This is a genomic window from Streptomyces sp. NPDC048825 (assembly GCF_043198355.1).
Classification (GTDB): domain Bacteria; phylum Actinomycetota; class Actinomycetes; order Streptomycetales; family Streptomycetaceae; genus Streptomyces; species Streptomyces xiangluensis.
Genome location: NZ_JBICUR010000010.1, coordinates 242,832 through 262,729, shown reverse-complemented (window position 1 = coordinate 262,729; position 19,898 = coordinate 242,832). Strand labels below are relative to the sequence as shown.

The window sequence follows — 19,898 nt, the reverse complement described above, 5'->3', positions numbered from 1 at the left end:
GCATGCACCTCGACCACTCCCACCCTCACCACGGCGGAGCCGTGAGCGCCGACGCGCACCGCCCCGACGGCACCCGCCGTGCCCTCCGTATCGGACTCGGCGGCCCCGTCGGCTCCGGCAAGACCGCCACCGTCGCCGCCCTCTGCCGAGAACTCCGCGACGGACTCTCCCTCGCCGTCGTCACGAACGACATCTACACGCGCGAGGACGCCGAGTTCCTCCTCCGGGAGGCCGTGCTGCCGCCCGAGAGGATCACCGCCGTCGAGACGGGCGCGTGCCCGCACACCGCGATCCGGGACGACATCTCCGCGAATCTCGAAGCCGTCGAGGATCTGGAGGACGAGATCGGTCCGCTGGACCTGATCCTCGTCGAGTCCGGGGGAGACAACCTCACCGCGACCTTCTCCAAGGGGCTCGTCGATGCGCAGATCTTCGTGATCGACGTGGCCGGTGGCGATGACATCCCGCGCAAGGGCGGGCCCGGTGTCACCACCGCCGATCTGCTGGTCGTGAATAAAACGGACCTCGCCCCGCACGTCGGGTCGGACCTCGGGCGGATGGCCGCCGATGCCAAGACCCAGCGTGCCGAACTGCCGGTTGTCTTCCAGTCGTTGAGGGCGGAGGGCGGAGTCCGGGAGGTCGCCGAGTGGGTACGGGCCCAACTCGCCGCGTGGACGGCATGACGACCCGAACAGCCCGAGCGGCCTGGGCCCCCGGAGAAGCCCAAGCAGCCGGCGTACGCGCCACCGCCCGCATCGCCGCCCGCCCCGACGGCCGCGGCGGCACCGCCCTGCCCACCCTGGAAGGCGAAGGCCCCCTCGCCCTGCGCCGCACCCGCGCAACCGGCTCCGAGGCGCGCGTCACGCTGGTCGGGGCGATGAGCGGCCCCCTCGGCGGCGACCACTTCACCGTCGAGGCGACCGCCGCCGACGGCGCCGAACTGCACATCGGATCCGCCGCCGCCACCATCGCCCTGCCGGGCCAGGCCAAGGGCGAGGCCCGCTACGACGTGCGCCTCACGGTCGCCGACGGCGCCGAACTGCGCTGGCTACCCGAGCAGTTGATCTCCGCGAACGGCAGTGATCTGTACGTCACCACCCGCGCCGATCTCGCGCCGGGCGCCCGCCTGACGCTGCGTGAGGAACAGGTACTCGGCCGCGCCCACGAGGAGCCGGGGCGCCTCACCAGCCGGCTCACCGTCCGTCTCGACGGGCGCCCGCTGCTCGACCAGGAACTGTCCTGCGGACCCGGCGCTCCCGGCGGCTGGGACGGCCCGGCGGTTCTGGCGGGACATCGGGCCGTGGGGCAACTCATCGTCGTACGACCGGAATTCGCCGAGGCGCCGCCCAGCCCACAGCTCCTGGGAGAGCATGCCGCGCTCACCCCGCTCGCAGGACCCGGCGTCCTCGTGACCGCACTCGCCCCGGATGCCCTGCGGCTGCGCCGCACCCTCGACGAAGCCCTGCGCATACTCGGCCCGTAACGGACAACTCCGCTCAACGGGCAGGTGGTTACCGGTTATCGGATTGGCAAAGAAGCCAAGTCACCCCTGTTCTCAGGGAGGTCACAGCCGAAAGGATCCCCGTACCGACCACAACATGTACGGGGAGGCCCACTTGACGGGTATGAGACCGCCGAAGAAGAAAGCGGCAGCGCTCGGCTCGGCCGGAGTGCTTGTCACGGCGACACTGATAGCAGGCGCCGTCGCGGCACCGTCCGCCAGTGCGGACACCCGCCACGGCCAGGACCGCGAGGCGCGCGGTACGGCGATCGCGGCCGCACGGGCCGCCAAGGCCGGTATCAACTGGCAGGACTGCCCGGCCGACTGGGGACTTGAGAAGCCCATCCAGTGCGGCTGGGTCACGGTGCCGCTCGACTACGCGAAGCCGAACGGCAAGCAGATCAAGCTCGCCGTCGACCGCATCGGCAACACGGGCACCAAGGCGGAGCGTCAGGGCGCCCTCATCTACAACCCCGGCGGCCCCGGCGGCTCGGGCCTGCGCTTCCCGCGCCGGGTCACCACCAAGGCCCCGCTCTGGGTCAACACGGCGAAGGCGTACGACTTCGTGGGCTTCGACCCGCGCGGTGTCGGCCACTCGGCGCCCATCTCCTGCGCGGACCCTCAGGAGTTCGTGAAGGCGCCCAAGATGGACCCGGTGCCGGACTCCGAGGCCGACAAGCGTGCCCAGCGCAAGCTCGCCGCCGAGTACGCGGACGGCTGCGCCGAGCGCAGCGGCGAGATGCTGCCGCACATGACGACGCCCAACACCGCGCGCGACCTGGACGTCATCCGGGCCGCCCTCGGCGAGAAGAAGCTCAACTTCCTCGGCGTCTCGTACGGCACGTACATCGCCGCCGTCTACGGCACGCTCTTCCCGACGCATGTGCGCCGCATGGTCGCCGACAGCGTCGTCAACCCGTCGCGCGAGAAGATCTGGTACGAGGCCAACCTCGACCAGGACGTCGCCTTCGAGATGCGCTGGCAGGACTGGCAGGACTGGGTCGCCAAGAACGACGCGACCTATCACCTGGGCGACACGCGGGCCGAAGTCCAGGCCCAGTGGCTGAAGTTGCGCGCAGCGGCCAAGAAGAACCCGATCGGCGGGCTCGTCGGTCCGGCCGAGCTCATCAGCTTCTTCCAGAGTGCTCCGTACTACGACTCCGCGTGGGCGCCGACCGCCGCCGTATGGAGCAAGTACGTCGCCGGTGACACCCAGGCGCTCGTCGACGCCGCCGCTCCGGACCTGTCGGACACCGCCGGCAACGCCGCCTCGGAGAACGGCAACGCCGTCTACACCGCCGTCGAGTGCACCGACGCCAAGTGGCCCACCAGCTGGAAGAAGTGGGACCGCGACAACACCGAGCTGCACAAGAAGTACCCGTTCATGACGTGGGCCAACGCCTGGCTGAACCTGCCCTGCGCCACCTGGCCGGCCAAGCAGCAGACCCCGCTGAACGTCAAGACCGGCAAGGGCCTGCCGCCCGTGCTGATCGTGCAGGCCACGCGGGACGCCGCCACTCCGTACGAGGGCGCCGTCGAGCTGCACAAGCGGTTCAAGGGCTCCCGTCTGATCACCGAGAAGAACGCGGGCTCGCACGGTGTCACGGGGCTGGCCAACCCCTGCATCAACGAGCGGGTGGACACCTACCTGCTCACCGGCAAGGTCGACGCGGCCGACGTGACGTGCGCCGCGCACGCCACGCCCACGCCGTAGTCCGTAAGCACGACAGGCACGAAGAGGGGGCGGCCGGGATCCGGCCGCCCCCTCCGCATGCACTCAGCTTCAACTCAGCGGCATCCGCGGGAACTTGCGCCCCTTCTCGGCCGCCTTCTGCTCGGCTTCCTCGGCCTTGACGTCGGCCGCGTACCGGTCCACGTACTCCTGCTCGGAGAGGCTGAGGATGGCGTACATGATCTCGTCGGTGATGGCGCGCAGGATCGCCTTCTCGTTCTCCATGCCGGCATAGCGGGAGAAGTCGAGGGGCTTGCCGAAGCGGATCACCACGGGGTGGATGTTGGGGATCTTCTTCCCGGGCGGCTGGGCCTCGAAGGTGCCGATCATCGCGCAGGGAATGACGGGGACCTGGGCCCTGAGGGCCATGACCGCGACGCCCACCTTGCCCTTGTAGAGGCGGCCGTCGTGCGAACGCGTGCCCTCCGGATAGATGCCGAGGAGCTCGTCCTTGCGCAGCACGCCGAGGCCCTCGCGGATGGCTGCCTGACCTGCTTCCTTGCCGGAGCGGTCCACCGGGATCTGCCCGGCGCTGCGGAAGAAGTAGGCCGTCAGACGGCCCTTGATACCGGGCCCCGTGAAGTACTCCGCCTTCGCCAGGAACGTGATCCGCCGCTTGAGGATCGCGGGCATCAGGAAATGGTCCGAGAACGACAGATGATTACCGGCGACAATGGCCGCGCCCGTCGCCGGTACATGCTCGAGCCCATCGATCCGGGGACGGAAGACCAGTCTCAGCAAAGGTCCCAGGATCACGTACTTGAGCACGTAGTAGAACATGGGGTCGTCGCTCCTCACTCCGCCGGATCGGCTCAACCGCCGTGTTCTAGCAGGTCAATAGGTACGCGGGAGAGACGCCAGTGTATGTGCAGGCGCGGGCCTGTGTTAACCGGTGCGCTACGGCTTGCGGGCCACTCCGCAGAAGTGAGTCACATCGACGATCTCTTCCTGCGGACAGTCGGGCCGCCAGCGGGGGCAGGAGACGACGCCCGGCTCGAGGAGATCAAAACCGTCGAAGAGTCCCAGGAGTTCTTCGCGGGTACGCAGTGTCATCGGCGCCGATCCCTGCGTGTTCCAGTAGTGGACCGCCTGGGCCATCGCCAGGCCGTCGACCTCCGAGGTCGGGTGAGAGACGACCAGGTGGCTGCCGGAGGGCACGGCGTCCATGAGCCGCCGCACGATGGAGCGGGCCTCATCGTTGTCCAGGACGAAATTGAGGATGCCCAGCATCGTGATTCCCACGGGCCGGCTGAAGTCCAGCGTCCGGGCGGCACCCTGGAGGATCGAGTCGGGGGCGTGGACGTCGGCGTCGATGTAGTCGGTGGCACCCTCGGGCGTGCTGGTGAGCAGGGCGCGGGCGTGGCTCAGCACGATGGGGTCGTTGTCCACGTAGACGATCCGGCAGCCGGGATCGACGCGTTGGGCCACCTCGTGGGTGTTGTCGACGATCGGCAGGCCCGTGCCGATGTCCAGGAACTGCCGGATTCCCGCCTCACCGGCGAGAAACCGCACAGAGCGCGCCAGGAACCGCCGGTCCGCGACGGCCGAGCGCGAGATTTCCGGCACGAAGGACAGGATGTGATCGCCGACCTGTTGATCGATCTGGTAGTTGTCCCTGCCGCCCAGCCAGTAGTTCCAGATGCGCGCGGAGTGCGACACATTGGTCTTGAGCTTGGGATTCCGCATGGTGCCCCGGGTGCCTGGTGTCGAGAGTTCGGACATCCCTGTGGCTCTTTTCGCTCATCACTGACTGGGACAGTGCACAATCTAGCCCGCTTGGCCGGAACCAATCACCATAAAGGATAAAGCAGTTCCTGGTTCCGGCCCCCGTCGCGCAGGCTCCTTCTGCCCTCAGGCCCCTTCTGTCAGAACCTTCTCCAGTGTCCCGAGCGCCGAGCGGAGTTCCCCGTCGGTGATGGTCAGCGGTGGTGCCAGCCGGATCGTCGAGCCGTGGGTGTCCTTGACGAGGATTCCCTCGCGCATGAGGCGTTCGCTGATCTCGCGGCCGGTGCCGATGGCGGGGTCGACGTCGACGCCCGCCCACAGACCACGCGCACGGAAACCGCGTACGCCCCTGCCCTCGAGAGCGGCCAGCCCCTCGCGCAGGGTCACACCCAACTCGGCGGCCCTGAGCTGGAAATCACCGGTCCCCAGCAGCTCGACGACCGCGGAACCCACCGCCGCGGCCAGCGGATTGCCGCCGAACGTCGAGCCGTGCTCGCCGGGCCGCAGCACGCCGAGCACGTCGCGGCGCGCGACGACCGCGGAGACGGGGACGATGCCGCCGCCGAGCGCCTTGCCGAGCAGCACCATGTCCGGGACGACCGCCTCGTGCTCGACGGCCAGCGTGCGGCCCGTACGGCCGAGGCCCGACTGGATCTCGTCCGCGATGAACAGGCACCCGGCCCGCCGGGTCAGTTCGCGTACGCCGGTGAGGTAGCCGTCGTCCGGGACGACCACGCCCGCCTCGCCCTGGATCGGCTCGAGGAGGACAGCCGCCGTCGTCTCGTCGACCGCCGCCTCGAGCGCGGCGAGATCGTTGTACGGGACGATGCGGAAGCCGGGCGTGAACGGCCCGAAGCCCGCGCGGGCGCTCTCGTCGGTGGAGAAGCTGACGATGGTGGTCGTACGACCGTGGAAGTTGTCGGCGGCCACCACGATGGTCGCCTGGTCGGCGGGGACGCCCTTCACCTCGTACGCCCATTTGCGGGCGACCTTGATGCCGCTCTCCACGGCCTCGGCGCCCGTGTTCATCGGCAGCACCATGTCCAGGCCGGTCAACTCGGCCAGGGACTCGGCGAATTCGGCGAGCTTGTCGTTGTGGAAGGCGCGCGAGGTGAGCGTCAGCTGGTCGAGCTGGCGGTGCGCGGCCTCGATCAGCGCCGGGTGGCGGTGGCCGAAGTTGAGGGCCGAGTAGCCGGCCAGCATGTCGAGGTAGCGGCGGCCCTCGACGTCCTCGACCCAGACGCCCTCGGCGCGGGCGACGACCACGGGCAGCGGGTGGTAGTTGTGCGCGAGGACGGGCTCCTCGGCGCGGATCAGGTCTGCGGAGGTACGCGTACGCGCGGGAGCGGTCATGAACGGATCTCCTGGGTGCAGCACTTGATGCCGCCGCCGGCCTTGTGGAGCTCCGACAGGTCGACGGGGACGGGAACATAGCCGTGGCGGTTCAGCTGGTCCGCGAGCGCCTCGGCGCGGGGCGAGATGAAGACATGGCGGCCGTCCGAGACGGAGTTGAGCCCGAACGCCATCGCGTCCTCACGCGTGGCGATCACCGCCTCCGGGAACAGCCGCCCGAGCACCTCACGGCTTCCCGGGGAGAAGGCCTCGGGGTAGTACGCGATGTTCGCCTCGGGGCCGTCGCCTCCGTCGTCGAGGACGAACAGCGCGGTGTCCATGTGGTAGAGGTACGGGTCCACCAGCTGCAGGCCGATCGTCGGGATGCCGAAGAACTCCTGCACCTCGCGGTGCGCATCCCGCGTCGTACGAAAGCCGGTGCCGGCCAGGATGTAGGGGCCGACCGGGACGAGATCGCCCTCGCCCTCGCACACCGACTCGGGGTGCTGGACGTCGAAGCCCGCGTTCTTGAACCAGGTCTCGTACGCGGTCGACTCCGGCCGCCGCTGCGGCGCGTGGAACAGCGAGCCGAAGACCCGGCCTTCCACGACCAGCGCGGAGTTCGCGGCGAAGACCATGTCCGGAAGACCGGCGACCGGCTCGACGCTGTCGACGGTGTGGCCGTGGGCGCGGTAGGCGCGGATCAGCTCCGCCCACTGGCCGCGGGCCAGATCGACGTCGACCTGTGTGTCCTCATGCATCCATGGGTTGATGGCGTACTGCACGGCGAAGTGTCTGGGTTCGCAGACCAGAAAGTGCTTCGGGCGCGACACACGGCTGTTGGGCACAGAGGGGTTCCTCCGCTTCCTGCGGTGACGAGGTGATGACTGGCGGTGAGTCAACGGTAGGAAGTGGGGGAGAGGGGCGACAAGCACCGACAATTGCGCGTCGGCGCAGGAACGCTGCGTATTCAGACGGTTCACCGCACGATCGGTGCGCGAACCGGGTCGCTCACTCCTCCGGCGGCGGAGCCGGCTGGTTCGCGCCCGCCTCCGGGCTCTCCGGGAGCAGATGCGACAGCACCATGTAACTGATCGTCTTGCGGATGAACGGCTCCGTACGGATTCGCTCGAGCACCTCCTCGAAGTGGTCCACGTCCCGGGCCCGTACATGCAGCAGCGCGTCCGCGCCCCCGGTCACCGTCATCGCGGCGGTGATCTCCGGATGGTTGCGCACCACCTCCGCCAGCCGCCGCGGCGGGGCCGCGCCCTCGCAGTACACCTCGACGTACGCCTCCGTACGCCAGCCGAGCGCGTCCGGCTTCACGGTGGCCGTGAATCCGGTGACCACACCGGTCTCGCGCATCCGGTCGACGCGGCGCTTGACCGCGGTGGCCGACAGGCCGACCGCCTCGCCGATCACGGCGAAGCTGGTGCGGGCGTTCGCCATCAGGGCCGTGACGATCTTGCGGTCGAGCTCGTCGAACGGCGCGGACTTGGGGCTCATGCGCGCACTGTATCCAGCGGTGACGGCCACACCTCACGGCTCCGCAGGCCCAGAGGTCACAGCCCCGTCTCGCGCATGTGCAGACGTCCGGATTGCTCCTAGACTCCAGCCTCATGCTGCGCGCCCTCGCCGTCGACGACGAACCGCCGTCCCTCGAAGAGCTGCTCTATCTGCTGGAGGCCGACCCACGCGTGAAGAGCGTCGAGGGCGCGAGCGACGCGACAGAGGCGCTGCGGCGGATCAATCGCGCTTTGGAGTGCGGCCCCGCCGGCGACGACGCGATCGACGTGATCTTCCTCGACATCCAGATGCCCGGGCTCGACGGCCTGGACATGGCGCGGCTGCTCGCGGGCCTCGCCAAACCCCCGCTCGTCGTGTTCGTCACCGCCCACGAGGGCTTCGCGGTGCAGGCCTTCGACCTCAAGGCCGTCGACTACGTCCTGAAGCCGGTACGCAGGGAACGGCTGGCCGAGGCCGTCCGCCGGGCCGCCGAGCTGAAGGAGGCGGCTCCGCTGATCCCCGTGCACGAGCCCGACCCGGACCACATCCCGGTCGAGCTGGGCGGGGTCACCCGTTTCGTGGCCGTCGAGGACATCACGCATGTCGAGGCCCAGGGTGACTACGCGCGACTGCACACCGCGCAGGGCAGCCATCTGGTGCGTATCCCGCTGTCCACGCTGGAGGAGCGCTGGCGCTCGCGCGGCTTCGTCCGCATCCACCGGCGCCATCTCGTCGCGCTCGGCCACATCAGCGAGCTCCGGCTGGACGCCGGCACCGTGAGCGTCCTGGTCGGCCCCGTCGAGCTGCAGGTCAGCCGCCGGCACGCCCGCGAGCTGCGCGAGCTGCTGATGCGCCGGACAGCGAGCTAGGGGGCTTCAGTGGCACAGGATCCGACCGATCGCCGCGTGGTCGTCACGGGGCCGCCCCGCCGCACCGGCAGGCTGAACGGCTACCGCCCCCGCACAGAGATCGACGAGCAGACGACTCTCGGCCACACCTACGTCCGCTCGCTCATCCGCAGCCAGCTGCGCGCCGCGCTCACGGTGTTCGGCGTACTCGTGCTGCTCGTGGGACCGCTGCCGCTGGTGTTCACCTCCATGAACGACAGTACGAACCTCGAATGGCTCGTCCTCGGCTTCTGCGTCTACCCGCCGCTGGTGCTGCTCGCCCGCTGGTACGTACGCCGGGCCGACCGCAACGAGAGGGACTTCGTCCGCCTCGTCGAGGACCGCTGACCCCCGAATGCCGAGCCCATGAACCAGAACGAGGACCGCTGAACAGTGAACGAGAACTACGCCGTTCCCGCGGTCGCCCTCGTCGTCGTGGCGACCGTCTTCGTCGGCGCCTTCGGCCTGCGCATCTCACGGACCACCTCGGACTTCTACGTCGCCTCGCGCACCGTCGGACCCCGGCTGAACGCGGCGGCCATCAGCGGTGAGTACCTGTCCGCCGCCTCGTTCCTCGGCATAGCGGGCCTCGTCCTCGTCCAGGGCCCCGACATGCTGTGGTACCCCGTCGGCTACACGGCGGGCTATCTCGTCCTGCTGCTCTTCGTGGCAGCCCCGCTGCGCCGCTCCGGCGCCTACACGCTGCCCGACTTCGCGGAGGCACGGCTCGCCTCACAGTCGGTGCGACGGCTGGCGGGCGCCTTCGTCGTCGGGGTCGGCTGGCTGTATCTGCTGCCCCAACTACAGGGCGCCGGGCTGACGTTGAACGTGCTGACCGGGGCCCCCAAGTCACTCGGCGGAATCATCGTCGCCGTCGTCGTGGTCGCGACCGTCGCCGCCGGCGGCATGCGCAGCATCACCTTCGTACAGGCCTTCCAGTACTGGCTGAAACTCACCGCCCTGCTCGTCCCCGCACTGTTCCTCGTCCTCGCCTGGCAGGGCGACGGATCGCCACGGAACGCCTTCGACGAACCGGCGACCTTCCGCGAACACAGAGTCGTCCGCGTCGACAGCGGCCTCGACCTGAAGCTCGCCGCACCGCTGAACGTCACGGCGACGGGCACCGTGGACGGCGAGCGGTACGAGGACGAGAAGGTACGGCTCACCGAGGGCGTCCACCGCATCGAGCGGGGCACCGAGCTGGGCTTCACCAAGGGCGACCACGTCCCCGTCGCCGACCGCGGCAGCAACGGCGGCATGTCCACCTCGCTCGCCGAGGGTCGCGAGGACCGCCCGCTCTACGCCACGTATGGACTGATCCTCGCCACCTTCCTCGGCACCATGGGCCTGCCGCACGTGGTCGTCCGCTTCTACACCAGCCCGCACGGCGTCGCCGCCCGCCGCACCACGGTCGTCGTACTCGGCCTGATCGGCGCCTTCTACCTGCTGCCGCCGCTCTACGGCGCGCTGGGCCGCCTGTACGCCCCCGAGCTCACCCTCACCGGGGACGCCGACGCAGCCGTACTGCTGCTGCCCGACCGGGTGATCGGCGGACTCGGTGGAGACCTGCTGGGCGCACTGGTGGCGGGCGGTGCCTTCGCCGCGTTCCTGTCCACGGCGTCCGGGCTGACCATGGCGGTGGCGGGCGTGCTCACCCAGGACGTGCTCCCGGCTCGCGGCGTACGGCACTTCCGGCTGGGCACGGTGCTCTCGATGATCGTGCCGCTGATGGCCAGCGTGGTCGTGGGCGGACTGCCCGTCGCGGACGCCGTGGGGCTCGCCTTCGCCGTGTCCGCGTCGTCGTTCTGCCCGCTCCTCGTTCTCGGCATCTGGTGGCGGCGGCTCACCCCGCCGGGCGCGGCGGCCGGGATGCTGGTCGGCGGCGGCTCGGCGCTGCTCGCGGTCGCCGCGACCATGGCGGGCTTCCCGGGCACGGGCCCGCTGCACGCGCTCCTCGCCTGGCCCGCGCTGTGGTCCGTGCCGCTGGGCTTCCTCACCATGGTGCTGGTGTCGCTGGCCACACCCGGGCTGGTGCCGGCGGGCACGGCCGCGATCCTCGCCCGCTTCCATCTGCCGGAGCAGCTGTCGGGCGGCCAGGTGCGAACGGCTGTGAGCGCGAAGGAAGTCGACGCATGAGCTGGGTAGTCATGAACCGGGTGGTGGAGACATGAGCGGTTTCCTGGCCGGGCTCTTGGTGGCCGTACTCCCGCTGCTGGCGGCCGGATTCTGGCTCGGCCGGCGCACCACGCGCCCACGGAGCCTGGGCGGACTCGGCACCCCCGTCGAGCACGCCACCTTCGAGACCCTGCACACCGCCTCGCTCGCCGCACCCCCACTGCGGGCGGGCCTCACCGAGGAGACGGCCCGCAAGTCGGCCCGGCGACTGCGCACCCTGCTCGGCACCGACGCGCTCTGCCTCACCGACCAGGACACGGTCCTGGCCTGGGAAGGCGTGGGCGAGCACCACAAAACGCAGATCATGGACCGGCTAGCCGGACCGCTGGAGAACGGCCGCGGCGAAGCCTTCCGCCTCGACTGCGTCGAACCGGACTGCCCGGTGCGCTGGGCAGTCGTCGCCCCGCTCACCGTCGACGACCGCGTACACGGCGCGCTCGTCGCCTGCGCACCCCGCGAGTCCGCCGTACTGGTCAGGGCCACCGGCGAGGTCGCCCGCTGGGTCTCGGTCCAGCTGGAACTCGCCGACCTCGACCAGTCCCGTACGCGGCTGATCGAGGCGGAGATCAAGGCCCTGCGCGCCCAGATCTCCCCGCACTTCATCTTCAACTCGCTTGCCGTGATCGCCTCGTTCGTCCGCACCGACCCGGAGCGCGCCCGTGAACTCCTGCTGGAATTCGCCGATTTCACCCGCTACTCGTTCCGCAGGCATGGCGACTTCACCACGCTCGCCGACGAACTCCATGCCATCGACCACTACTTGACCCTGGTCAGGGCCCGCTTCGGGGACCGCCTCTCGGTCACCCTGCAGATCGCCCCCGAAGTACTCCCGGTGACCCTGCCCTTCCTGTGTCTGCAACCCCTCGTGGAGAACGCCGTGAAACACGGACTGGAGGGCGGCACCGGCCAGGTCGACAAGAGCCACATCAGCATCACCGCACAGGACGCGGGAGCCGAGGCCCTCGTCGTCATCGAGGACGACGGCCCCGGCATGGACCCGGACTGGCTGCGCCGCATCCTGGCAGGCGAGACCAGCCCCTCGGGCGGCATCGGTCTGTCGAACGTCGACGACCGGCTGCGCCAGGTCTACGGAGACGACTACGGCCTCGTCATCGAGACCGCCCTCGGCGCCGGCATGAAAATCACCGCCAGGCTGCCCAAATACCAGCCTGGCGTGCACTAGGGCGCTTCTCCCGCGAACGAGAGCCTCCCCGGACCAGTCGGAGACGGTCGTCCGGGGAGGCGTCGCGGAGCGCATCAGGTGCTGCGTGAGGCCACCATCGCCAGCGTGATCAGGCCGAGCACGACCCAGCCGAACCACAGCCAGCCGTTGCTGCCGAGCGCCACCGTGTAGGCCGTGACCACTACCAGGCCGCCGACGGTGAGCACCCCCATGGTCTTCGTGGAACCGGGCATCGCAACACCCTCCTTATGGTTCGTCCTTCTCCATGGTGCCCCCGTCCTGCCTTTTCACAGTGCATACGACGAAATGTGTGCCTGTTTTCCAGCCGCTCTCCCCGGCCCAGGCCGCCGCTTCATAGCGGCTCGGGTCGTAGCCGTACTGGATCGGCGGCACATCCGCCGCACACGCCTCCACGGACTCCCGCTTGGCCTCTTCCAGCGTGGTGTCGGGGCCGAGCCGGGTGAAACCGAGTACCCGCTGGTCGTGCGGCTCGTCGCAGGAGGCCAGCCGGGCGTCCCGGTCGGACCGTTCGTCCAGGCAGTCCTGCTTGTGCATATTGGCCGTATCGATGAACGCCAGCCCCGCCTCCCGGTGGTCCCCGAGCGGCCCGTACACCCCTCCGTTCGCCCCGAGCAGCAGACAGACGGTGCGCCGGCCGGCGGCCTCGAAGCCCGCTTCGGTCGGCAGCACGACGTAGCCGCGTACGTCCGCGAGCTTCTTACGGGTCTTCTCTGTGCGCTCCTCGCACCGGGCGGGCCCGTTTGTCCGCGCCTCCTCGACGGATCCGGCCTCGACCACCGCCATGACCTGGCCGTCCGGTGACCCTTTGAGGCAGTCCTCGAGCTTGAGCCGTGGAGTGCCCTCGAAACGCCTCTCGGACCAGTCGGCGATGACACAGTCGCCGTCCTTGAGCGGCTCGGCGAGCCCGATGGTCGCTCCGTACGGCTGCGCACTGCCGCCCTCGTCCGCCTGCCGGCCCATCGCGTACCAGACCCCGCCGAGCGCCAGGCCCACACCGAGGAGGCCCGCGATCACGGACTGGAGGACGTTCGAGCGCTTGCGACGCCGCCTTCCGGGCGGCGGTCCGTACGTCGGCGACATGGGCGACATCGGCGAGACGGGTGGCAGCGGTGACTGCGGTGGCCCGAACCCGGGCCCCGACACAGGCACCGGCCTGGCTGACGCCTCCGTCTCGGCGTGCGCCCACTGCGGCTGCGATCCCGGATCGGCATGGGTGCGCTGCGGGGACTGCGGCATGACGATCGCGGACAGCGCGGCCTGCGTCTCCTCGGCCGTCACGCGGTGGACCGGGTCCTTGGTGAGCAAGGCCGCCAGGAGCGGTTCCAGCGCGCCCGCGCGCAGTGGCGGGCGGGCCTCCTCCAGGACGGCCGCGGTGAGCGCGGCCAGGTCGGTGTCGCGGTCGAAGGGGCCGCAGCCCTCGACCGCGTAGTAGAGCGTGCAGCCCAGCGAGAACAGGTCGGCGGCAGCGGTCGGCGGCCCGCCCTGGGCCCGCTCGGGCGCCAGATACCCGGCCGTGCCCACGAGCATGGACGTCATCGTCCAGCGCGGCTCCGCGGAGTCCGGCTGCACAGAGATGCCGTAGTCCGTGAGCAGGACACGTGCGTACGGCGAACCCGAACGGTCCGGCGCCAGCAGGATGTTCGCGGGCTTCACATCGCGGTGCATGACGCCCCGCTCATGCCCCGCGGTCAGCGCGTCCAGCACGGCGAGGCCGATCCGGGCGCACTCGGCGGGCGCCGTCGGGCCCCGCTGCGTGACGAGGTCGCGCAGGTCGAGGGCGCCCGCGACGTACTCCATCACGATCCACGGCAGGCCCTCGTGCTCCAGCACGTCGTGCACGGTCACCACGTGCGGATGGCCCCGCAGCCCCGCCGCGTGCCGGGCCTCCGCGCGGGCACGCGCCACCCGGGCCGCCCGCTGCCGGCCGGCCTCGGCCGGGTTGCGGAACACGATCTCCTTGAGCGCGACCTCGCAGGCGAGATGCTGGTCATGGGCGAGCCAGACGTGTCCCATGCCGCCGGTACCGAGCCGGTTCAGGAGCAGATACCGGCCCGCGATGACCCGGCCCACTCCCGACTGCGAAGTTCCTGGTGCCATCCGGTCCCTCCTGGGTGCCGTGGGTCAGACCGCGCTCGGGGCGGGGTCGCCGCTCACCGGGGCGTCGGTCGCCGGCTCGCTCGTGACGGGTGCGCTGCTGGTCACAGGTGCGCTGGTGACGGGCTCGCTGGTAACCGGATCGCTCGTCGGCGGTGATGAGCTCGTACGAGACGGATCGTCGCTCGGCGGACTTGTGCTGTCCGTCGACGTCGGCGTCGAGGGCTCGGCGGGCTTCGTGCCGGTCGGCGTCGGTGGGGACGGCGTGTCAGTGAGCCGCCTGTCGGCGGGCGACGTCGGGGGCTCCACCGGTTCGGTCTCCGCCGGATCGGTCTCCGTCGGATCGCTCGGAGTCGCGGTGTCGGTCGACGTCTCGGTGGGCGAGGTCGAACCCGGGTCCGGGGAAGTGCCCGGCTCCTCGGTGGCCTCGTCGCCTGCGCCGAACGTCCGGTCCTCCGAGCCGTCGGTGCCCACGGGCCGGTCGAGACCCTTGTCCGTGTCGTCCACGTCCACGAGAGCAAGCCGGTCGAGCTTCGTGGGCGACGGTTCGACCGACACCACCGACTCCTCGCGGAAACTCGGCCACTTCTTGTTGCCGTCCTCGAACCGCACCGAGATCTTGTCGGTGTCCCCCTGGAATGTGCGCAGCGGATTACCGCAGGAGCACTTCACGGCGGGCAATCCCTGATCGTTCACGAGAACCGCGATTCCCGCCTCCAGCAAGGCGTCGTAGGCAACGGCCCTGCCCTTCTTGTAGTCATGGTTCTGTACGAGAGTGTCGTGACGGAGGAGGACCGGTGTGAGTCGATCGACGTACTCATCGATCGCATCCGGAGAAATTTCGACAACCCGTGCCCATTCCCGCGCCTTCTGGCGGTTCTTGGGATCGTTGAGGAATTCCTTGAGCCGGTCGACGTCACAGGCGCCCTGCTTACGCGAACCGCCGTACAGCCCAGGTGTGTTGCCTTGCTGCAAGCCGCCACGAGGCCGCTCCCCACGTACCTCGGCATCCACACCGAGCCCACTCTTCTCGTCGAAGAAGGGATCGAGAGCGGGAACGCCGGCGGCGACGGCCTTCACGACGGTCAGGCGGTCGGATTGAGTGCAGCCGCTGAGGATCAGCAAAGCGACCAGCAGAAATGCGGTCCCGCGGACCGAAGATTGAAAGCCCCTGTACATGGGCACGCGAAATGTCATTACCGCTCCCCCCGGCGGTTCCCCCGTCACCCTGCACAGCGAAAGCAGGGCTTGCGCGCCATGCTACTGAATGGAAAAGCCTTTCAGTCAAGATTAATTGGAAGAGGCATTAAGTCCTGGAAGTGCCAAGAGGGGCCAGAGATTCTCAGTGGCCTTGAGTGGGAATTGATTCTCAGCGGGTGCGCGCGTTCAACGAGGCCAGATAGGCGTTGTACGCCTCCAGCTCCTTGTCCCCGTCGCGGTCCGCGGCCCTGTCCTTGCGCCGGGCCTGCCGTTGTTCGGAGCGGTACCACTGGAAGAGCAGCGCGAGCAGCACGAGTACGGACGGGATCTCGCTGAACGCCCAGGCGATGCCGCCCGCCGCGTTCTGGTCCGAGAGCGCGTCGATGCCCAGCGACGCGGGAGGGTTCTTGTACGTCTCGACCATCGGCCCGGACGCCATCATCAGTGCGATGCCGAAGAACGCGTGGAACGGCATGCCCGCGAACAGCTCCAGCATCCGAATCAGATAGCCGGGCCGGTGCGGACCGGGATCCACGCCCATGATCGGCCAGAAGAAGGCGAGGCCGACAGCGAGGAAGTGGCACATCATCACGGTGTGGCCCGTCTTCGAACCCATCAGGAAGTCGAAGAGGGGAGTGAAGTACAGCGCGTACAGGCTCGCGATGAACAGCGGGATCGTGAACGCAGGGTGCGAGATCAGCCGCATGAACCGGCTGTGCAGCAGCGCCAGCAGCAGCTCACGCGGCCCCTTGCGGCCCCGGCGGGAAGCCACCGGCAGGGCACGCAGCGCCAGCGTGATCGGCGCGCCGAGCAGGATCAGGATCGGCGAAAGCATGCTGATCACCATGTGCTGCACCATGTGCACGCTGAACATGACCATGCCGTAGTCATTGAGCCCGGTGCACATCACGAGCACGACGGTCAGTACGCCGGCGACGAACGCCACGGTCCGCCCGACCGGCCACTTGTCACCGCGCCGCACCAGCCGCACGACGCCCCACCCGTACAGGGCGAGCCCCACCAGGCAGGCGACGAGGAAGAACGGGTCCGCGGACCACGCGAGCCCTCGCCCCAGCGTGAACGGCGGCAGATCCATGACCATGCCGTGCCCGCTGTGATCCATCCGCCGGCTCCTGATTCGTACTGGTTGTGCGCCGTCTGTCCGCACCCAGACTAGAACCGCCTCCGGAGCCGGCGGTGACCGGGGGGGGCGCCCCTTCAGGGGCGCGGGGCTGTGTCGATATGCGGCTCCGCCGCGCGGGCGCGACCAGTCAGACCGAAAGTGTTAAGGCACTGCCCCGGCTAAAGCACGCACTCCGCTTCCGCGTACCGCTCATCCGGAACCGTCTTCAGTGTCTCGACCGCCTCCGCGAGCGACACCATTTCGATCTCGGTACCGCGCAGCGCCGTCATCCTGCCGAACTCGCCACGATGCACGGCCTCCACCGCGTGCCACCCGAAACGGGTCGCGAGGACGCGGTCGTACGCGGTCGGGGTGCCGCCACGCTGGACGTGCCCGAGGATCACCGGACGGGCCTCCTTGCCGAGCCGGTGCTCCAGCTCGAGCGAGAGCTGGCGGGCGATGCCCGCGAACCGCTCGTGTCCGTAGATGTCCTTGGCGCCCTCGTCGAACTCCATGGTGCCCTCGCGAGGCTTCGCGCCCTCCGCGGCCACCACGATGGCGAACTTCTTGCCCGCAGAGAAGCGCTCGCCGACCTTGGCCGCCAGCTCCTCGACGTCGAAGGGGCGTTCCGGCACGACGATCGCGTGCGCGCCGGCCGCCATGCCCGAGTGCAGCGCGATCCAGCCGGTGTGGCGGCCCATGACCTCCACGATCAGCACGCGCTGATGGGACTCGGCGGTGGTCTTGAGGCGGTCGAGGGCCTCGGTCGCCACGCCCACGGCCGTGTCGAAGCCGAAGGTGACGTCCGTCACCGCGATGTCATTGTCGATGGTCTTCGGCACGCCGACGATCGGCAGGCCGCCGTCCGACAGGAGGCGCGCCGCTTTGAGCGTGCCCTCCCCGCCGATCGGGATGATCGCGTCGAGCCCGAGTTCCTCGACATACCCCTTGGCCCGCTCCACGCCGTCCCTGAGCTGCTCGGGACGTACGCGGGAGGAGCCGAGGATGGTGCCGCCGCGAGCCAGGATTCCGCTCACCGCGTCGAGGTCGAGCTTGAGGTAGTCGCACTCCAGAAGGCCTTTCCAGCCGTCCCGGAAGCCGATGACCTCGTCGCCGTGGTCGACGACGGCGCGGTGCACGACGGACCGGATGACGGCGTTCAGGCCGGGGCAGTCGCCGCCGGACGTGAGGACACCAATGCGCATAGCCCGAAATACCTTCTCAACGTGGGCCGGGTACCGGACCGCGCTGTCCGGTTGGACCCGGCCAGCCTACCGGCGGCAGGGGGCGGTTCCGCATCGTGCGTCCGCCTGCTGGACGCCCCCGCACAGGTGAGCGGGCGGGCCGCCAGAAGGGCTGTGCTCCATGTCTCGGGCTGTCCCGGGCGGGCTGTGAGCTGTGTCTCCGCGTATCAGGGCCTCTCAGGCAGGTTGCTGAGCGGCCGCGATGCGCTCGGCGCGCAGCGCCTCGTACCACCGGTCGTCGATCGGCGGCAGGGCGTTGACGTCGAGCGCGAGCTTGAGCAGCAGGTCCGCGATCAGCGGGTTGCGGGCGAGCACCGGCCCGTGCATGTAGGTCCCGAAGACCGTGTCGTTGTACGCGCCTTCCGTGCCGTCTCCTGTGCCGTTGCCCTTGCCGAGGCGGACCTGGGCGAAGGGGCGCGCGGTGGGGCCGAGGTGGGTGATGCCCTGGTGGTTCTCGAAGCCCGTGAGCTGCGGCAGGCCGAGGGGCGGGTCGATGTCCCCGAGTACGTCCCCGACACAGCGTTCGCCCTCGCCGCGCGTGGAGACCACGTCGAGCAGGCCGAGGCCCGGCTCGCGCTGACCGAGGTCGTTGATGAACTCGTGGCCGAGGATCTGGTAGCCGGCGCACACGGAGAAGACGATCGCGCCGTTGCCGACCGCGCGGTGCAGACCCCCGTCACGGCGCAGCCGCTCGGCAGCGAGCCGCTGCGGCCGGTCCTCGCCGCCGCCGATCAGGTAGATGTCGCCGGAGGTGGGGATCGGCTGGTCGCTGCGTACGTCGAGCCGGGCCACGTCCAGGCCGCGCTGCCGGGCCCGGCGCTCCACCACGAGGGCGTTGCCCTGGTCGCCGTACGTGCTCAGCAGGTCCGGGTAGATCCACACCAGACGCAGGCTGTTGTCACTCATCGATGATCGTCCTCTGTGGTCAGTTGCCGACACGGCGGCGCAGGTCCTGGAACGCGGTGTAGTTCGCGATGACCTCGATCCGCCCCGGTGGTGCGATCTGCACGGCCTGGTCGAGGTTCTCGCAGACCTGGAAGGTCTGGTTCGCGACCTCCAGACGCACCGCGAGGTCCAGCTTCCGGTCGCCGATGACAAAGATCGGGTGCCCGCTCAGCCGCGTGTAGTCGACGTCCCACAGCCAGGAGGTGTCGGTGCCGTCGGCCCCGCGCGCGTTCACGGACAGGATGACCGGCGTCGGCGGCGGGTCGATCAGTGAGAACGTCTCCAGCCAGCCCGCGGGGTTCTTGGCGAGCAGCAGGCGCAGGTCACGCTGCATGAACTGCACGACGTCGTACCGTCCGGCCACCGCCTGGACCTGGTACATGCGTTCCAGGGCGACCTGCGGCGGCACACCGAAGACCGCGGCGACGGCGGCCGACGAGGCGGCGTTGGCCTTGTTGGCGCGGCCCGGCAGCTGGAGGTGGATCGGCCAGGCGGAACCGTGCGGGTCCAGTACATGGTCGCCGTTCAGCGCCCAACTGGGCGTCGGACGGCGGAAACCGCACTCGCTGCAGAACCAGTCGTCACCCGGCCGCTGCATCACACCGCCGCAGGACGGGCAGGACCAGGCGTCGTCCTTCCACATCTGCCCGGCGGCCACCCATACGACGTTCGGCGAGGAGGAGGCTGCCCATACGACCAGCGGGTCGTCCGCGTTGGCGATCACGACGGACTTCGACCCGGCCAGGCCCTCACGCCAGTGCTCGGCGAGCATGCGGGTCTCGGCGGCGCGGTCGAGCTGGTCGCGGGAGAGGTTGAGGAGCGCGATGGCCTTCGGGGCGGTGTCACGTGCCACACCGGCGAGGTATTTCTCGTCGACCTCGATGACCGCGTACCGCGCGTCCGAGCCGCCGGCCAGCGCGGAGGTGATGCCGGCGGGCATGTTCGCGCCCAGGGCGTTCGAGACGACGGGACCCGCGGCACGCAGCGCCTCCGCGATCAGCCGCGTGGTGGTCGTCTTGCCGTTGGTGGCCGACACCAGGATGACGTCCAGGTGCTGGGCGAGCCGGGCCAGCAGGTCGGGGTCGAGTTTGAGCGCCACCCGGCCGCCGATCACCGATCCGCTGCCGCGGCCCGCGGCACGCGAAGCCGCCGCGACCGCCTTGCCCGCCGTCACGGCCAGCTTGGCCCGCGGTGACAGCGGGTCCGAGTTGCCTGCCATCAGTTCTCGAT

The 19,898-nt window shown here is 69.7% G+C and carries 19 protein-coding genes; 7 read left to right on the top strand and 12 right to left on the bottom strand.

The features are described 5' to 3' along the window. The first annotated feature begins 2 nt into the window (after positions 1–2). The 3 genes from ureG to ACGFNK_RS24705 all read left to right on the top strand — a co-directional run bounded on the left by ureG (position 3) and on the right by ACGFNK_RS24705 (position 3,215). A complete protein-coding gene (gene ureG, locus ACGFNK_RS24715; RefSeq protein WP_386343292.1) occupies positions 3–683 on the top strand; it encodes an urease accessory protein UreG in 681 nt (226 codons plus the stop codon). Further along, positions 680–1,483: an urease accessory protein UreD gene (locus tag ACGFNK_RS24710; RefSeq protein WP_393419245.1), complete on the top strand. Its 804-nt coding sequence runs from the start codon at positions 680–682 to the stop codon at positions 1,481–1,483. The genes ureG and ACGFNK_RS24710 overlap by 4 nt, the downstream gene beginning before the upstream one ends. A 142-nt stretch (positions 1,484–1,625) precedes the next feature. Continuing rightward, positions 1,626–3,215 carry an alpha/beta hydrolase gene (locus ACGFNK_RS24705; RefSeq protein ID WP_393419415.1) on the top strand — a complete coding sequence of 530 codons (1,590 nt, stop codon included), beginning with the start codon at positions 1,626–1,628 and terminating at the stop codon, positions 3,213–3,215. Between the two features lie 69 nt (positions 3,216–3,284). Here the strand turns inward: ACGFNK_RS24705 and ACGFNK_RS24700 are convergent, their stop codons facing one another. The 5 genes from ACGFNK_RS24700 to ACGFNK_RS24680 all read right to left on the bottom strand — a co-directional run bounded on the left by ACGFNK_RS24700 (position 3,285) and on the right by ACGFNK_RS24680 (position 7,796). Next, entirely contained in the window at positions 3,285–4,013 is a 729-nt protein-coding gene (locus ACGFNK_RS24700; RefSeq protein ID WP_386343288.1) for a lysophospholipid acyltransferase family protein, read from the bottom strand. A 117-nt stretch (positions 4,014–4,130) separates the two neighbouring features. Beyond that, complete coding sequence (locus ACGFNK_RS24695) at positions 4,131–4,955, bottom strand: SAM-dependent methyltransferase (RefSeq protein ID WP_393419243.1); 825 nt, start codon at positions 4,953–4,955, stop codon at positions 4,131–4,133. A gap of 129 nt (positions 4,956–5,084) precedes the next feature. Beyond that, positions 5,085–6,311, bottom strand: coding sequence for an ornithine--oxo-acid transaminase (gene rocD, locus ACGFNK_RS24690; protein ID WP_393419241.1), 1,227 nt, complete (start codon positions 6,309–6,311; stop codon positions 5,085–5,087). Continuing rightward, positions 6,308–7,138 (bottom strand): dimethylargininase, encoded by an 831-nt coding sequence (gene ddaH, locus ACGFNK_RS24685; RefSeq protein ID WP_393419240.1) that lies wholly within the window; start codon positions 7,136–7,138, stop codon positions 6,308–6,310. The genes rocD and ddaH overlap by 4 nt, the downstream gene beginning before the upstream one ends. Positions 7,139–7,301: 163 nt before the next feature. Then, entirely contained in the window at positions 7,302–7,796 is a 495-nt protein-coding gene (locus tag ACGFNK_RS24680; RefSeq protein WP_393419238.1) for an Lrp/AsnC family transcriptional regulator, read from the bottom strand. Between the two features lie 113 nt (positions 7,797–7,909). Between ACGFNK_RS24680 and ACGFNK_RS24675 the strand changes: the two genes are divergently transcribed. The 4 genes from ACGFNK_RS24675 to ACGFNK_RS24660 are packed head-to-tail and all read left to right on the top strand — an operon-like array spanning position 7,910 to position 12,041. Further along, positions 7,910–8,665 (top strand): LytR/AlgR family response regulator transcription factor, encoded by a 756-nt coding sequence (locus ACGFNK_RS24675; RefSeq protein WP_393419236.1) that lies wholly within the window; start codon positions 7,910–7,912, stop codon positions 8,663–8,665. 9 nt (positions 8,666–8,674) lie between these two features. Beyond that, the gene (locus tag ACGFNK_RS24670; protein ID WP_386343283.1) at positions 8,675–9,031 is read left to right on the top strand and encodes a hypothetical protein; all 357 of its coding nucleotides are present in this window, start codon (positions 8,675–8,677) and stop codon (positions 9,029–9,031) included. Between the two features lie 45 nt (positions 9,032–9,076). Then, a complete protein-coding gene (locus ACGFNK_RS24665; protein ID WP_393419234.1) occupies positions 9,077–10,819 on the top strand; it encodes a cation acetate symporter in 1,743 nt (580 codons plus the stop codon). A gap of 31 nt (positions 10,820–10,850) precedes the next feature. Next, complete coding sequence (locus ACGFNK_RS24660) at positions 10,851–12,041, top strand: sensor histidine kinase (protein ID WP_393419232.1); 1,191 nt, start codon at positions 10,851–10,853, stop codon at positions 12,039–12,041. Positions 12,042–12,115: 74 nt separating this feature from the next. On the opposite strand, the gene ACGFNK_RS24655 is transcribed toward ACGFNK_RS24660, so the two are convergent. From ACGFNK_RS24655 to ACGFNK_RS24625, 7 genes are all read right to left on the bottom strand, one after another. After that, complete coding sequence (locus ACGFNK_RS24655; RefSeq protein WP_033325007.1) at positions 12,116–12,274, bottom strand: hypothetical protein; 159 nt, start codon at positions 12,272–12,274, stop codon at positions 12,116–12,118. Positions 12,275–12,287: 13 nt separating this feature from the next. Continuing rightward, the gene (locus ACGFNK_RS24650) at positions 12,288–14,159 is read right to left on the bottom strand and encodes a protein kinase (protein ID WP_393419230.1); all 1,872 of its coding nucleotides are present in this window, start codon (positions 14,157–14,159) and stop codon (positions 12,288–12,290) included. Between the two features lie 24 nt (positions 14,160–14,183). After that, complete coding sequence (locus tag ACGFNK_RS24645; protein ID WP_393419228.1) at positions 14,184–15,281, bottom strand: DUF6777 domain-containing protein; 1,098 nt, start codon at positions 15,279–15,281, stop codon at positions 14,184–14,186. 244 nt (positions 15,282–15,525) lie between these two features. Beyond that, the gene (locus ACGFNK_RS24640; RefSeq protein WP_393419226.1) at positions 15,526–16,479 is read right to left on the bottom strand and encodes a cytochrome c oxidase assembly protein; all 954 of its coding nucleotides are present in this window, start codon (positions 16,477–16,479) and stop codon (positions 15,526–15,528) included. 179 nt (positions 16,480–16,658) lie between these two features. Next, positions 16,659–17,684: a 6-phosphofructokinase gene (locus ACGFNK_RS24635; protein ID WP_393419224.1), complete on the bottom strand. Its 1,026-nt coding sequence runs from the start codon at positions 17,682–17,684 to the stop codon at positions 16,659–16,661. Between the two features lie 216 nt (positions 17,685–17,900). Next, complete coding sequence (locus ACGFNK_RS24630; protein WP_328773167.1) at positions 17,901–18,629, bottom strand: glutamine amidotransferase; 729 nt, start codon at positions 18,627–18,629, stop codon at positions 17,901–17,903. Between the two features lie 19 nt (positions 18,630–18,648). Further along, positions 18,649–19,887 (bottom strand): MurT ligase domain-containing protein, encoded by a 1,239-nt coding sequence (locus ACGFNK_RS24625; RefSeq protein WP_393419222.1) that lies wholly within the window; start codon positions 19,885–19,887, stop codon positions 18,649–18,651. Between the last annotated feature and the right edge of the window lie 11 nt (positions 19,888–19,898).